Origin of the sequence: Streptomyces sp. NPDC048191 (assembly GCF_040652655.1) — a bacterium.
GTDB lineage: Bacteria > Actinomycetota > Actinomycetes > Streptomycetales > Streptomycetaceae > Streptomyces.
Map to the genome: position 1 here is coordinate 18909 of NZ_JBEZMO010000039.1, position 14293 is coordinate 33201.

The 14293-nt window shown below is 68.1% G+C and carries 12 protein-coding genes; 3 read left to right on the forward strand and 9 right to left on the reverse strand.

Going from position 1 to position 14293, the window contains the following annotated elements; genetic code table 11:
* Positions 1–3 precede the first annotated feature (3 nt).
* The 3 genes from AB0D93_RS37210 to AB0D93_RS37220 form a co-directional block, all read right to left on the reverse strand.
* Entirely contained in the window at positions 4–411 is a 408-nt protein-coding gene (locus tag AB0D93_RS37210; protein ID WP_362129689.1) for a hypothetical protein, read from the reverse strand.
* A 123-nt stretch (positions 412–534) separates the two neighbouring features.
* Positions 535–723: a DUF397 domain-containing protein gene (locus AB0D93_RS37215; protein ID WP_362129692.1), complete on the reverse strand. Its 189-nt coding sequence runs from the start codon at positions 721–723 to the stop codon at positions 535–537.
* On the reverse strand, positions 720–1565 hold the full coding sequence (locus AB0D93_RS37220; RefSeq protein ID WP_362129695.1) for a helix-turn-helix transcriptional regulator: 846 nt from the start codon (positions 1563–1565) through the stop codon (positions 720–722). The genes AB0D93_RS37215 and AB0D93_RS37220 overlap by 4 nt, the downstream gene beginning before the upstream one ends.
* Before the next feature lie 128 nt (positions 1566–1693).
* Between AB0D93_RS37220 and AB0D93_RS37225 the strand changes: the two genes are divergently transcribed.
* Both AB0D93_RS37225 and AB0D93_RS37230 read left to right on the forward strand, forming a co-directional pair.
* Complete coding sequence (locus AB0D93_RS37225) at positions 1694–2203, forward strand: ATP-binding protein (RefSeq protein ID WP_362129777.1); 510 nt, start codon at positions 1694–1696, stop codon at positions 2201–2203.
* Positions 2204–2401: 198 nt separating this feature from the next.
* On the forward strand, positions 2402–3367 hold the full coding sequence (locus AB0D93_RS37230; protein ID WP_362129697.1) for a helix-turn-helix domain-containing protein: 966 nt from the start codon (positions 2402–2404) through the stop codon (positions 3365–3367).
* 213 nt (positions 3368–3580) lie between these two features.
* Here AB0D93_RS37230 and AB0D93_RS37235 read toward each other — a convergent pair whose 3' ends face one another.
* From AB0D93_RS37235 to rpsL, 5 genes are all read right to left on the reverse strand, one after another.
* A complete protein-coding gene (locus AB0D93_RS37235) occupies positions 3581–4237 on the reverse strand; it encodes a serine/arginine repetitive matrix protein 2 (protein WP_362129700.1) in 657 nt (218 codons plus the stop codon).
* 217 nt (positions 4238–4454) lie between these two features.
* Complete coding sequence (gene tuf / locus AB0D93_RS37240) at positions 4455–5648, reverse strand: elongation factor Tu (RefSeq protein ID WP_362129702.1); 1194 nt, start codon at positions 5646–5648, stop codon at positions 4455–4457.
* Positions 5649–5804: 156 nt separating this feature from the next.
* Complete coding sequence (fusA, locus tag AB0D93_RS37245; RefSeq protein WP_362129705.1) at positions 5805–7931, reverse strand: elongation factor G; 2127 nt, start codon at positions 7929–7931, stop codon at positions 5805–5807.
* Between the two features lie 39 nt (positions 7932–7970).
* Positions 7971–8441, reverse strand: coding sequence for a 30S ribosomal protein S7 (gene rpsG / locus AB0D93_RS37250; RefSeq protein ID WP_003998848.1), 471 nt, complete (start codon positions 8439–8441; stop codon positions 7971–7973).
* A gap of 2 nt (positions 8442–8443) precedes the next feature.
* Positions 8444–8815: a 30S ribosomal protein S12 gene (gene rpsL, locus AB0D93_RS37255; RefSeq protein WP_003948652.1), complete on the reverse strand. Its 372-nt coding sequence runs from the start codon at positions 8813–8815 to the stop codon at positions 8444–8446.
* Positions 8816–9219: 404 nt separating this feature from the next.
* On the opposite strand from rpsL, the gene AB0D93_RS37260 reads away from it, so the two are divergent.
* Positions 9220–10344 carry a hypothetical protein gene (locus AB0D93_RS37260; RefSeq protein ID WP_362129708.1) on the forward strand — a complete coding sequence of 375 codons (1125 nt, stop codon included), beginning with the start codon at positions 9220–9222 and terminating at the stop codon, positions 10342–10344.
* 25 nt (positions 10345–10369) lie between these two features.
* Here the strand turns inward: AB0D93_RS37260 and AB0D93_RS37265 are convergent, their stop codons facing one another.
* Positions 10370–14269 carry a DNA-directed RNA polymerase subunit beta' gene (locus AB0D93_RS37265; protein WP_362129711.1) on the reverse strand — a complete coding sequence of 1300 codons (3900 nt, stop codon included), beginning with the start codon at positions 14267–14269 and terminating at the stop codon, positions 10370–10372.
* Positions 14270–14293: the final 24 nt, after the last annotated feature.

Here is a 14293-nt window from a genome sequence, read left to right on the forward strand (position 1 = left end):
GCGTCAGTGCGCCGGTGGCGACGAGTAGGTGTCGAACACCGACACCTTGCGCGCGTTGTCGCCCACTCCGACGTCCGTCCCGGACAGCAGCGTGGTGTCGGCCCGGAGCGCCGATTCGTCACCCGACAACTGGTTCACCAGGTTCTGGACCTGTTCGCCCCAGGTCTTGTGCGCCTTGCTCACGGCGCCGGACGTGAGCCAGCCGTGCCCGTCCTTCGCGTCGAACGCCTTCACCACCGCGCTCGTCTCGTCGTCCGCCCAGGCCCCCGCCTTCTTGGTGCCCGGCTCGATGTCGTTGTGGAGCGTGTTCGCCGCGGCCTTCTTCTCGGCGGGAGAGGACGCGAGGTCGGGGCCGCCGCCACCCGGCGATCCGCCGCCGCCCGGGTCCGCCGGGTACTGGTTGAGCCGCATTCCAACGGCGTGTTCGCCGCCACTTCCTGCCACGATGACAACCCCCGTATGCCGATCTGGCGTGACCGCGTCACCGTAGCAAATGCCGTTGCCCCACAGGGAAGTTGGGTCGGCGCGGGCCTGTCAGCGTTCAGCGGTGTACGCGACGAAGGCGGTCCAGGTGGCGGGGGCGACGGCGAGCCGGGGACCGTCGGTGTTCTTGGAGTCGCGGATGTGGATGGTGGTGGGGGTGGGGGCGACTTCGAGGCAGGAGCCGGGTTCGCCACTGTCGCTGTAGCTACTCTTGAACCAGTGGAGTTCGGCGGTGCTCATAGTCTCCCCAGCGTTCGCTCGATGAAGGCCTGCGACTCCCGCGGCGTGAGAGCCTGCGCCCGGATCATGCCATAGCGCAGTTCGAGGATCCGGAGATCCTTGGGGCTTGAGACCGGGCGCCCGTTGAACGCGCCTTCGGAACGTCCGATCGCCGTGCCGTCAGCGAATTTCAGGACCTGGATCGGGCCCTGTGATCCGGCGTGCTCCTCCCGGTCGGTCGGCATCACCTGGAGCGTGACGTTCCGCAACTGCGTTACCTCCAGGAGGTGTTCGAGCTGTCGGCGCAGCACCATCTTCCCACCGTAGGGACGTTCGAGCGTCACCTGTTCCTGGACGAAGCTGAGCGTCGGGGCCGGCTCTCGCTCGAAGACAGCCTTTCGAGCCATCCGTGCAGCCGTCTCTCGCTCCACGACGTCTTCGGTAAGTGCGGGCTGCGTCATCTCGAACAACGTTCGCGCATACTCCGGCGTCTGCAGGAGGCCATGGATGTTGTGGTTGCCGTACGCCAGCATCTCCACCGCCCGCCCCTCCAGCTCCGCCAGCTCGCGCACCTTCTTCGGGTACCGGGCCTTCCGCATGTCCTCCATGAACGCCCGCAGATGTCCCTGCGCCTTCAGGATCCGGTCCGCCCTGTCCAGCGACTCCGGCCGGGGAATCCGCGCCCCGCGCTCGATCTTGCGGATCATGTCCTCGCCGTAGCCCAGCGCAGTGGCCAGCTCGGACACGCTCATGCCGGCCGCCTCCCGGCACACCTTGAGCAGCCGCCCCACCGCTTGCACCACCGGCTCGATCTCGTCCCCCGGCTCGACGTCCCAGCCCGCCTCGTCCACACCGTCGCCCATGACCCCTCCTCCGACGCGCACCCGTACCCGTACAACGCCCGAGACAGCCGAGACAGCCGAGACAAAGCGGGGACAGTCACCGTACGTGAAGGCGTTGTCACCCGCCCATGGAAGCAAGGTCGGCCACGCTGAGTGACGTGAATCAAGAAACCGCCGAAACCCGTGAGTCTCCGGCCGAACTCACCCACCCCATCCCGAACTTCACGGTCCTCCTGTCCCCCACGCGCCGCGGCGCCCGACTGGCCCGACTGCTCGCGACCGAGCAACTCCGCACCTGGGGGCTGCCGTTCGAGACGGCGCAGCACATCGTGGCCGAGCTGGCGGCCAACGCCGCGACCCATGGCAGGGTGCCCGGAAGGAGCTTCCGGCTCACGCTCTACGTCGTCGGCGAGACGCTTCGCATCGAGGTGACCGACACGCGCGGTGACCGTACGCCCCGGATCCAACCCCCGTCCGCCGAGGGCGAGTCGGGACGGGGGCTGGTCGTCGTGGACGCGTTGGCCGACCGCTGGGGCGTCTCGGCGGGCCGGACTCCGCGCAAGACCGTCTGGGCCGAGGTCACCGTTCGGGCGCCGGAACCCGGAGGCTCGCGCTCCGGTGCCACGGGCGGTCTTTCCCAAGGAAGAAAACCAGGGTGAAAAGACCCCCACCAAACCCCACCCCTCCCGCCCCCGGCGCAAACTCACCCGCGCGGGTGAACATGCCCAACTCAGCTGGATTTGAGGCGGGTTGTCTGTCCTACGCTCAGCGCAACACACCGCAGACATGCGACGGCCCCCGCCGGGAGTAGCGATCCCGTGCGAGGGCCTGACCACCGAGGAAGGTAGCTCTTCCTGATGGACGTAGAAAACCCTAGCGTGCCCCCGCACGCCCAGTCCCGCGTTGCCGCCAACAAGCACCCGATCCAGCGGAACCGAGCCACACACGCCACGCCCTCCGGGGGGCTCGTCCACGAGCACACCCGCCACACCTCACGGTTCACGGTGATCGGCAACCACCTGGCCCAGCACCCGGAGCTGTCGGGGCTCGCCATCGGGCTCGGTGTGCACATCCAGTCGCTGCCGCCCGGCGCCCGCGTCGACATCAAGACCCTCGCCGCCCGCTTCCCCGAGGGCGCGACCCGCATCGCCGCCGCCCTGCGTGAGCTGGAAGCCCACGGCTACCTGCGCCGCGAACGCACCCGCATCCCTGGCGGGCGCATCGTCACCCGCACGATCTCCTGCAACCAGCCACAGGCCGCCGTACGCCGGCACGCACCCGCCGCTGCTCCCACCAAGCCGACGGCGGCCCCCGAGGAACCCCCCGCAAGGCGCGACACGCCCCACGAACCCCGCAAGAAGCGGCACCCGCTTCCCCCGGTCCCCCAGCCGGCGTACCCCTCTCCCACCCTCCTCGAGCAGGCCACGGATCTCCTCGCCACTCTCCACCGCGAGGACCCCCGCCTCCTCCTCTCCGCCTGCGACGCCGCCCACCTGGCCCCCGGCGTCGCCACCTGGCTGCTGCACGACGTGTCCCCGACCGCGGTCCGCCGCGCCCTGACCGCCGACCTGCCACCCGAGGGCGTACGCCGCCCAGCAGCTCTGCTGGCCCACCGCCTCACAGTCCGGCTCCCGCCCCCAGCCCCCTTCCGAGACCTGACCGCCCCACGACCCGTCCAGCGTCCCCTGCGGAACTGCGACGGCTGCGACCGCGCCTTCCGCGGACCCGAGCCCGGAGGTCTGTGCCGGGACTGCCGTGCCACGGCCGCGAGCCCCGCGGGATCTCGGCCCGGCTCCGGCCCCAGCCACTCGCCCACCCACTGACCACAAAGGCGGCACAGCATGTCCGCGCTCCCGTACCACAACCGTCCCGGACGACGGGCGGCGAGGTCGGGGCGGAGACGTCATCGTTCCCGGCGGGATATTCACGTACCAGATCGTCGTGCGCAGCGAGCGCGTCCATGTCCTGCAGATCACCCACCTGGGCGGGTGAGCCGGCGGCCGGCCGCTCTCAGTGCGGCCGGGTGACGAACCGCGTCAGGACACCGGCCCGGCAGGCGGTGGACCCCACTGCGGCGCAGGGGCCCACGCGGCGGCCAGCCGTCGGCGGTGGCGGCCGCGGCGGACGGCGGTGACGATGACGATGGTCGCGGTCGTGGCGAACGCGGCGATGAAGCAGCCGATCGCCGCGGCGATGCCGCCGATCGTGGACCCCGCGTCGGGCTTGTCTCCCAGCGCGAACTCGGCCGGCAGTTCGGAGGTGCAGGTGAGCGTGTAGTCACCGGTGCTGCCGGGCTTCACCTCGAAGACGCGGTCCCAGGTGCGGGAGCCGAGGGTGATGCGGAAGGTGCTGTCCGGCTGCGTCATCGACCCGGACCGCATCTCCGGGATCCGGCAGTCGACATGGCCCTGCCCGGACTGGGAGACGTAGATCGCCTTGGTCTGTCCCTCGACGAAACTGAACGTCCGCGAGTCACCGCTGGAGAAGCTGCGGGCCGTGTCGATGGAGTCGATCGTGTTCTTCACCGTCGCCACGATGAACACGATGCCGACACCAGCCAGGACGATCCCCAGCAAGGCGGCCACCAGGTACCAGATGCGCCGAGGCCGGAGGTCCTTCGCCGGGATGTGCGCCGCAGGAGGCGGCGGGCCACCATACGGCGGTCCCCACGGGTACGGATTCTGTATCGCCACGATGTCGGATGGTAGGGCAATCAGAGTGTGCGGGTGTGCACGCCCCGCCAGGTCCATTCTCGACGGACGATCTGCCGCTCCACGAGTGACCGGCGGAAGCTTGTGCACGCGCCCGGTGTCCCCGCCGGCATGGAGAAGAGGCCCGCACGACCGAAGTCGTACGGGCCTCTCCTCAGGTCAGAGACCTCAGGTCAGGTGACCCTCAAGCAAGCGGAACTTACTTGACGATCTTGGTGACCTGGCCGGCGCCCACCGTGCGGCCACCCTCGCGGATGGCGAACTTCAGGCCCTCTTCCATGGCGACGGGCTGGATGAGCTGCACCGTCATCTCGGTGTTGTCACCCGGCATGACCATCTCGGTGCCCTCGGGGAGGGTCACCACGCCGGTCACGTCCGTCGTGCGGAAGTAGAACTGCGGGCGGTAGTTGTTGAAGAACGGGGTGTGGCGGCCACCCTCGTCCTTCGACAGGATGTAGGCCTGGGCCTCGAAGTCGGTGTGCGGCGTGACCGAACCCGGCTTGATGATGACCTGGCCGCGCTCGACGTCCTCGCGCTTGATGCCACGGAGGAGCAGACCGACGTTCTCACCGGCCTGGCCCTCGTCGAGCAGCTTGCGGAACATCTCGATGCCGGTGACCGTGGTGGAGGTCTTCTCCGGCTTGATGCCGATGATGTCGACGGTCTCGTTGACCTTCAGGACACCACGCTCGATACGGCCGGTGACGACCGTACCGCGACCGGTGATCGTGAAGACGTCCTCGATCGGCATCAGGAACGGCTTGTCGACGTCGCGCTCCGGCTGCGGGATCGACTCGTCGACGGCGTTCATCAGGTTGAGGACGGAGTCCACCCACTCCTTCTCGCCCTCGAGGGCCTTGAGAGCGGAGACCTTGACGACCGGAACGTCGTCGCCGGGGAACTCGTACTCGGTGAGGAGCTCACGGACCTCGAGCTCGACGAGCTCCAGGATCTCCTCGTCGTCCACCATGTCGGCCTTGTTCAGGGCGACGACGATGTACGGAACGCCGACCTGGCGAGCCAGGAGCACGTGCTCCTTGGTCTGCGGCATCGGGCCGTCGGTCGCGGCGACCACCAGGATCGCGCCGTCCATCTGGGCGGCACCGGTGATCATGTTCTTGATGTAGTCCGCGTGACCCGGGCAGTCGACGTGGGCGTAGTGACGCGCCTCGGTCTGGTACTCGACGTGCGCGATGGAGATGGTGATACCGCGCTGGCGCTCCTCGGGCGCCTTGTCGATGTTGTCGAACGGGGTGGCCTCGTTCAGGTCCGGGTACGCGTCGTGCAGCACCTTGGTAATGGCGGCCGTGAGGGTCGTCTTACCGTGGTCGATGTGACCGATGGTGCCGATGTTGACGTGCGGCTTAGTCCGCTCGAACTTCGCCTTCGCCACTGGGGTCCTCCTGTGGAGTGGTTCTGTACGCCTTACTTCATCGGCGCCAGGTGATCTTTGCTGTAAAGGCCCGGAACCGGGGGCAAACATCCGGGTTTACGGCTGTTTGCCCCTTGAGGCTCCGGAGTCAAGCCTACGGCGTGTGAACGCGGTGCGTTACTCGCCCTTGGCCTTCGCGATGATCTCCTCGGCGACGTTCCGCGGAACCTCGGCGTAGGAGTCGAACTGCATGGAGTAGCTCGCACGGCCGGACGTCTTGCTGCGCAGGTCGCCGACGTAACCGAACATCTCCGAAAGGGGCACGAGGCCCTTCACGACGCGGGCACCGGCCCGCTCCTCCATGGCCTGGATCTGGCCACGGCGGGAGTTGATGTCGCCGATGACCTCACCCATGTAGTCCTCGGGCGTGGTGACCTCGACGGCCATCATCGGCTCGAGCAGCACGGGGCTGGCCTTGCGCGCGGCCTCCTTGAAGGCCTGCGAACCGGCGATCTTGAAGGCGAGCTCGGAGGAGTCGACCTCGTGGTAGGCACCGTCGTGCAGGATCACGCGGACACCGGTCATCTCGTAACCGGCGAGGATGCCGAACTGCATGGCCTCCTGCGCACCGGCGTCCACCGAAGGGATGTACTCCTTCGGGATACGGCCACCGGTCACCTTGTTCACGAACTCGTACGAGGTGTCGCCACCCTCGAGCGGCTCGATGCCGATCTGCACCTTCGCGAACTGACCGGTACCACCGGTCTGCTTCTTGTGGGTGTAGTCGACGCGCTCGACGGCCTTGCGGATCGTCTCGCGGTAGGCCACCTGCGGCTTGCCGACGTTGGCCTCGACCTTGAACTCACGGCGCATACGGTCGACCAGCACCTCGAGGTGCAGCTCGCCCATGCCACCGATGATGGTCTGGCCGGTCTCCTCGTCCGAGTGGACCTGGAAGGACGGGTCCTCCTCGGCCAGGCGCTGGATCGCGACGCCCAGCTTCTCCTGGTCGCCCTTCGACTTGGGCTCGATGGCGACCTGGATGACCGGCGCCGGGAAGTCCATGGACTCCAGGATGACCGGGTTCTTGTCGTCGGACAGCGTCTCACCGGTGGTGGTCTGCTTCAGGCCCATGACGGCGACGATGTCGCCGGCGCCCACCGACTCGATCTCCTCACGCTTGTTGGCGTGCATGCGGTAGATCTTGCCGATGCGCTCCTTCTTGCCCTTGACGGAGTTCAGCACCGAGGTGCCGGACTCCAGGCGGCCCGAGTAGACCCGGACGAAGGTGAGCTTGCCGAGGTGCGGGTCGCTCATGATCTTGAACGCCAGCGCCGACAGCGGCTCCTCGTCGGACGGCTTGCGCTTGACGACCGTCTCCGGGTCCTTGACGTCGTGGCCCTCGATGGCCTCGATGTCGACCGGGGAAGGCAGGTAGCGCACGACCGCGTCGAGCAGGGGCTGGACGCCCTTGTTCTTGAACGCGGTACCGCAGAACACCGGGGTGACCGTGGTGCCCTTGCCCTTGCCGGAGGCGATGGTGATACGACGGATCGCGGCGTACAGCTGCTCCTCGGTGGGCTCGGTGCCCTCCAGGTACAGCTCCATCAGCTCTTCGTCGTTCTCGGCCACGGCCTCGAGCAGCTTGCCGCGGTACTCCTCGGCAGCCTCGGTGTGGGTGTCCGGGATGTCGACGACGTCGTACATCTCGCCCTTGGTCGCCTCGGCGGACCACACGAGCGCCTTCATGCGGACCAGGTCCACGACGCCCTTGAAGTCGGCCTCGGCACCGATCGGGAGCTGCATGACGATCGGCTGCGCGCCCAGGCGGTCGCTGATCATGTCGACGCAGCGGTGGAACTCGGCACCGGTCCGGTCGAGCTTGTTGACGAAGCAGATACGCGGAACGCCGTAGCGGTCCGCCTGACGCCACACGGTCTCGGACTGCGGCTCAACGCCGGCGACACCGTCGAACACCGTCACGGCACCGTCGAGCACGCGCAGGGAGCGCTCCACCTCGACGGTGAAGTCGACGTGGCCCGGGGTGTCGATGATGTTGATGGTGTGGTCGACGTTCTCCAGCGGCCAGTGGCAGGTGGTGGCAGCAGAGGTGATCGTGATGCCACGCTCCTGCTCCTGCTCCATCCAGTCCATGGTGGCAGCGCCGTCGTGGACCTCACCGATCTTGTACGACACACCGGTGTAGAACAGGATCCGCTCGGTGGTGGTCGTCTTGCCCGCGTCGATGTGGGCCATGATCCCGATGTTGCGGACCTTGGCCAGGTCAAGTGAAGTGGTAGCCATAAGGCTTCAGTCTTCTCTCGGTCTCGATGTGGGTAGCGACTACCAGCGGTAGTGCGCGAAGGCCTTGTTGGACTCGGCCATCTTGTGCGTGTCCTCGCGCTTCTTGACGGCCGCACCGAGGCCGTTCGAAGCGTCGAGAAGCTCGTTGAGCAGACGCTCGGTCATGGTCTTCTCGCGACGGGCGCGGGAGTAACCGACCAGCCAGCGCAGCGCCAGGGTGTTGGCACGGCCGGGCTTGACCTCGACCGGGACCTGGTAGGTGGCGCCACCGACACGGCGGGACTTGACCTCAAGGGTCGGCTTGATGTTCTCGAGAGCGCGCTTCAGCGTGATGACCGGGTCGTTGCCGGTCTTCTCGCGCAGGCCCTCCATGGCGCCGTAGACGATGCGCTCGGCGGTGGAGCGCTTGCCGTTCAGCAGCACCTTGTTGATCAGGGAGGTCACCAGAGGAGAACCGTAGACCGGGTCGATGATGACCGGGCGCTTCGGGGCGGGGCCCTTACGAGGCATTCTTACTTCTCCTTCTTGGCGCCGTAACGGCTGCGGGCCTGCTTGCGGTTCTTGACACCCTGGGTGTCGAGGGAGCCGCGGATGATCTTGTAGCGAACACCCGGCAGGTCCTTCACACGGCCGCCGCGCACGAGCACGATGGAGTGCTCCTGCAGGTTGTGTCCCTCACCCGGAATGTAAGCGGTGACCTCGATGCCGCTGGTCAGACGCACACGCGCGACCTTGCGGAGGGCCGAGTTCGGCTTCTTCGGGGTGGTCGTGAACACACGCGTGCAGACGCCACGACGCTGAGGGGAACCCTCGAGTGCGGGCGTCTTGTTCTTCTCGACCTTGTCCTGCCGGCCCTTGCGGACCAGCTGCTGGATCGTAGGCACTACTTCTCCGGTTTCTGTGTGCCGATGGGTACAGCTAACCTGGAACGTCTCCGACCCACGCGGTCGGGTGTGTCGAATCCGACGGACTCCCGCCGCAAGGCGAAAAGAGCACAGATTACGGTGGCCGCTCACGGCTCGCCATGCGGTCTGAAGGCACGCACGAGAGCCAGGGCACACCCCAGGCACAAGGTCTGAGCGTACCTACCTCATTCGCTGTGGTCAAAACAAATGGGACGCGCCCCTACCACGTCGGCCGCGCTGTCAAGCCCCTCGGCCCTTCCACCCCTCCCTGGTTGCCGGAATCCGGCAGCCGAAACGGCCGAAACACAGCCGAATCGACCACTGACACCACCGCCCGGCCGGGCGCACGCTCAAAACCGCGGTCTGGAACCGAGGGGGCGGTCATGGGCGAGCGGGAACCACGTGAGGCCGGCGGGGACGGGCACAGACGGACGCCGGGCGCGTCCGGCCGCCCGCAGCCCGTCAGGTACCTGCGCTACGGGCTGCTCAGCGGGCTGATCAACTTCCTGCTCCTGTACGCCGCCGGGAACCTGCTCTCCCCGGGCGCGTCGGCATGCCTGTGGCTCGCGTCCCTGGTGGTGGCACCGGCGCTGGCCGCCCGCCGGTTCTCGGCCCGGCCCGGTACGGCGCGGCGGCGGGCGCCGCTGCCGAGCGCGGCCGACACACCCCGGCCGGTGCGGGCGGCGGAGCCGGGAGCGGCGCAGAAGGCGGCCCAGCGGGCCGTCACGTCCTACGGCGAGTTGCTGCGCCTGCACCCGTACGCGCCCGGCCCGGCGGCCGACCCCGACGACCTCGCGGACTTCCGCACCGCCCTGGAGGCGTACGAGGAGGCCCGGCGGAGCACGCCCGGCCGCGTCCCGGAACTGCTGGAGCGCGGCCGCGCGGCTCTGGAACGGCTGGAGACGGCCCGCCTCGCCGCCACCGACGTGTCCTGGACGCACGGCACCGGCTCCGCCGAGCTGCGGCTCGCCGGGCCATCGGGGGACGGGCCGGCGCTGCTGGTGTTCGAGGCGGCGCCCTGCGCCTACTCCGTGTCCGTCCCGGGACGGTCCGGCGCCCGCCGGCACAGGCTCGTCTCGGGACGGTCCCTGAAGGCCCCCGTCCGGGCCCGGGTTGTCGTACCCGCGCCGGCCGGCGGCGAGCTGTCCGTGAGCATCCACGCATCCGCCCGGTGGCGGATCGCGGTGCGCCCGGCCGGTGAGGCCCGGCGCCTGGAGCCGGAGCTGCCGCTGAACGGGCGGGGCACGGAGGTGGTCCTCCGGGACGGCCACTCCCGCGGGCTCGAGTTCGAACACCACGACGGCGGCCGGTTCGCCGTCCGACTGCTCACGTCGGACCTGCGCACGGACCACGCACTGGCCGGCGGGCGGGGGGCGGCGCGGCTGCACCTCGCCGCCCCCGGGCACCGCGCGGTGCGGATCGAGGCGGACGGATCGTGGACCCTGCGCGAGCCGCGCGCCCGAGCCGCCCCGGGAACGCCGAAGGGCGGCCACCCCCCGAGGGAGTGACCGCCCTTCAGCTCAAGCTGCCCGCTTACTGGTTGTACGGACCGTAGTCGTAGTCCTCCAGCGGAACGGCCTGGCCGGAGCCGGTGCCGAACGGCGAGTAGTCGATGTCGTCGTAGCCGACGGCCGAGTACATCGCGGCCTTGGCCTCCTCGGTCGGCTCGACCCGGATGTTGCGGTAACGGGACAGGCCCGTACCGGCCGGGATGAGCTTACCGATGATGACGTTCTCCTTGAGGCCGATGAGGCTGTCGGACTTGGCGTTGATCGCCGCGTCCGTCAGGACTCGGGTCGTCTCCTGGAAGGAGGCGGCCGACAGCCAGGACTCCGTCGCCAGCGAGGCCTTGGTGATACCCATCAGCTGCGGACGACCGGAGGCCGGGTGACCGCCCTCCTGGACCACACGACGGTTCTCGGTCTCGAACTTCGAGCGCTCGACCAGCTCGCCGGGCAGCAGCTCGGCGTCGCCGGACTCGATGATCGTCACACGGCGCAGCATCTGCCGGATGATGATCTCGATGTGCTTGTCGTGGATCGACACACCCTGCGAGTTGTAGACCTTCTGGACCTCGCCGACCAGGTGGACCTGGACGGCACGCTGGCCCAGGATGCGCAGCACGTCGTGCGGGTTGGTGGCACCCACGGTGAGCTGCTGGCCCACCTCGACGTGCTCGCCCTCGCTGACCAGGACCTTGGCACGCTTCGAGATCGGGTAGGCCGTCTCGTCGCTGCCGTCGTCCGGGGTGACGACGAGCTTCTTGGTCTTCTCGGTCTCCTCGATGCGGACGCGGCCGCTCGCCTCGGAGATCGGGGCGACACCCTTCGGGGTACGGGCCTCGAAGAGCTCGACGACACGCGGCAGACCCTGGGTGATGTCGTCACCGGCCACACCACCGGTGTGGAAGGTACGCATCGTCAGCTGGGTACCGGGCTCACCGATGGACTGGGCGGCGATGATGCCGACCGCCTCACCGATGTCGACCAGCTTGCCGGTGGCCAGCGAACGGCCGTAGCACATGGCGCAGGTGCCGACGGCGGACTCACAGGTCAGGACCGAGCGGGTCTTGACCTCCGCGACACCGTGCTTGACCAGCTCGTCGATGAGCACGTCGCCGAGGTCGGTACCGGCCGGGGCCAGCACCTTGCCGTCGACCACGATGTCCTCGGCGAGGCAGCGCGCGTACACGGACGTCTCGACGTCGTTCGCCTTGCGCAGCACGCCGTCCGCGTCGACCTCCGCGATGTGGAGCTTGAGGCCACGGTCGGTGCCGCAGTCCTCCTCGCGGATGATGACGTCCTGCGAGACGTCGACCAGACGACGGGTCAGGTAACCCGAGTCGGCGGTACGAAGGGCGGTGTCCGCGAGACCCTTACGGGCACCGTGCGTGGAGATGAAGTACTCCAGCACGGACAGACCCTCACGGAACGACGCCTTGATGGGCCGCGGGATGGTCTCGTTCTTCGCGTTCGACACCAGACCACGCATACCGGCAATCTGACGCATCTGCATCATGTTGCCTCGTGCACCCGAGTTCACCATCATGAAGATCGGGTTGGTCTTCGGGAAGTTCTCGTTCATCGCCTCGGCGACCTCGTTGGTCGCCTTGGTCCAGATCGCGATGAGCTCCTGCGTGCGCTCGTCCTTGGTGATCAGACCGCGCTCGTACTGCTTCTGGACCTTCTCGTCCTGCGCCTCGTAGCCCTTGACGATCTCCTTCTTCGCCTCGGGAACGACGACGTCGGAGATGGCGACGGTGACGCCGGAACGGGTCGCCCAGTAGAAGCCGGCCGCCTTCAGGTTGTCGAGCGTCGCCGCCACGATGACCTTGGGGTAGCGCTCGGCGAGGTCGTTGACGATCTCGGAGAGCTGCTTCTTGCCGACCTCGTAGTCGACGAACGGGTAGTCCTCGGGCAGCAGCTCGTTGAAGAGCGCGCGGCCCAGCGTGGTGTTCAGGCGGAAGCTGTCACCCTGCTGCCACTCCGGCTCGCCCTCCTCACGCGCCGGCGGGGTCCAGCCGCGCGGCGGGATGGTGCCCACCGGGAAGCGGATGTCCACGCGCGACTGCAGCGAGAGCTCGCCGGCGTCGAACGCCATGATCGCCTCGGCCACGGACGCGAACGAGCGGCCCTCGCCCTTGACGTCACGCATCTCGCCGTCGGTGGTGAGGAAGAACAGACCGAGGACCATGTCCTGGGTCGGCATCGTCACCGGACGGCCGTCGGCCGGCTTGAGGATGTTGTTCGAGGACAGCATCAGGATGCGGGCCTCGGCCTGCGCCTCCGCGGACAGCGGCAGGTGCACGGCCATCTGGTCACCGTCGAAGTCCGCGTTGAACGCGGTGCAGACGAGCGGGTGGATCTGGATGGCCTTGCCCTCGACCAGCTGCGGCTCGAAGGCCTGGATGCCGAGGCGGTGCAGGGTGGGAGCACGGTTCAGCAGGACCGGGTGCTCGGCGATGACCTCTTCGAGGACGTCGTACACGACCGTGCGGCCGCGCTCCACCATGCGCTTGGCGCTCTTGATGTTCTGCGCGTGGTTCAGGTCGACCAGGCGCTTCATCACGAACGGCTTGAAGAGCTCCAGCGCCATGGCCTTGGGCAGACCGCACTGGTGCAGCTTCAGCTGCGGGCCGACGACGATGACGGAACGCGCCGAGTAGTCGACTCGCTTACCGAGCAGGTTCTGACGGAAGCGGCCCTGCTTGCCCTTGAGCATGTCGGACAGCGACTTCAGCGGACGGTTGCCGGGGCCCGTGACCGGGCGACCACGACGGCCGTTGTCGAAGAGCGCGTCGACGGCCTCCTGGAGCATGCGCTTCTCGTTGTTCACGATGATCTCGGGCGCACCGAGGTCGAGAAGGCGCTTCAGGCGGTTGTTGCGGTTGATGACACGGCGGTACAGGTCGTTCAGGTCGGAGGTCGCGAAGCGGCCACCGTCCAGCTGCACCATCGGACGCAGGTCCGGCGGGATGACCGGGACGCAGTCCAGGACCATGCCCTTGGGGCTGTTGGACGTCTGCAGGAACGCGGAGACGACCTTCAGGCGCTTGAGGGCACGGGTCTTCTTCTGGCCCTTGCCGGTGCGGATGATCTCGCGGAGCTTCTCGGCCTCCTCCTCGAGGTCGAAGGACTCCAGGCGCTTCTGCAGCGCCGCGGCACCCATCGAGCCGTCGAAGTAGGTGCCGAAGCGGTCACGCAGCTCGCGGTAGAGCAGCTCGTCGCCCTCCAGGTCCTGGACCTTGAGGTTCTTGAACCGGTTCCACACCTCGTCGAGGCGGTCGATCTCGCGCTGCGCGCGGTCGCGCAGCTGCTTCATCTCGCGCTCGGCGCCCTCGCGCACCTTGCGGCGCACGTCGGCCTTGGCGCCCTCGGCCTCCAGCTCGGCCAGGTCGGACTCGAGCTTCTTGGCGCGGGCCTCCAGGTCGGCGTCGCGGCGGTTCTCGATCTGCTGGCGCTCGACCGAGACGTGCGCCTCCAGGGAGGGCAGGTCGCGGGTACGGCGCTCCTCGTCGACGTACGTGATCATGTACGCGGCGAAGTAGATGACCTTCTCGAGGTCCTTGGGAGCCAGGTCGAGCAGGTAGCCCAGACGGCTCGGGACGCCCTTGAAGTACCAGATGTGCGTGACGGGGGCGGCCAGTTCGATGTGGCCCATCCGCTCACGGCGCACCTTGGCGCGGGTGACCTCGACGCCACAGCGCTCGCAGATGATGCCCTTGAAGCGGACGCGCTTGTACTTGCCGCAGTAGCACTCCCAGTCCCGGGTCGGACCGAAGATCTTCTCGCAGAAGAGTCCGTCCTTCTCGGGCTTGAGGGTGCGGTAGTTGATGGTCTCGGGCTTCTTGACCTCGCCGTGGCTCCACTGGCGGATGTCGTCAGCGGTGGCCAGGCCGATCCGGAGCTCGTCGAAGAAGTTGACGTCGAGCACTATGCGTCAATCCCTCTCAGGGTC

Bases quoted from the DNA above. Each gene is read 5' to 3' on its own strand.
- AB0D93_RS37230 (WP_362129697.1), top strand. From the start codon at position 2,402: ATGGACGTAGAAAACCCTAGCGTGCCCCCGCACGCCCAGTCCCGCGTT.
- fusA (WP_362129705.1), bottom strand. From the start codon at position 7,931: ATGGCTACCACTTCACTTGACCTGGCCAAGGTCCGCAACATCGGGATC.
- rpsG (WP_003998848.1), bottom strand. From the start codon at position 8,441: ATGCCTCGTAAGGGCCCCGCCCCGAAGCGCCCGGTCATCATCGACCCG.
- AB0D93_RS37215 (WP_362129692.1), bottom strand. From the start codon at position 723: ATGAGCACCGCCGAACTCCACTGGTTCAAGAGTAGCTACAGCGACAGT.
- AB0D93_RS37220 (WP_362129695.1), bottom strand. From the start codon at position 1,565: ATGGGCGACGGTGTGGACGAGGCGGGCTGGGACGTCGAGCCGGGGGAC.
- AB0D93_RS37260 (WP_362129708.1), top strand. From the start codon at position 9,220: ATGGGCGAGCGGGAACCACGTGAGGCCGGCGGGGACGGGCACAGACGG.
- AB0D93_RS37210 (WP_362129689.1), bottom strand. From the start codon at position 411: ATGCGGCTCAACCAGTACCCGGCGGACCCGGGCGGCGGCGGATCGCCG.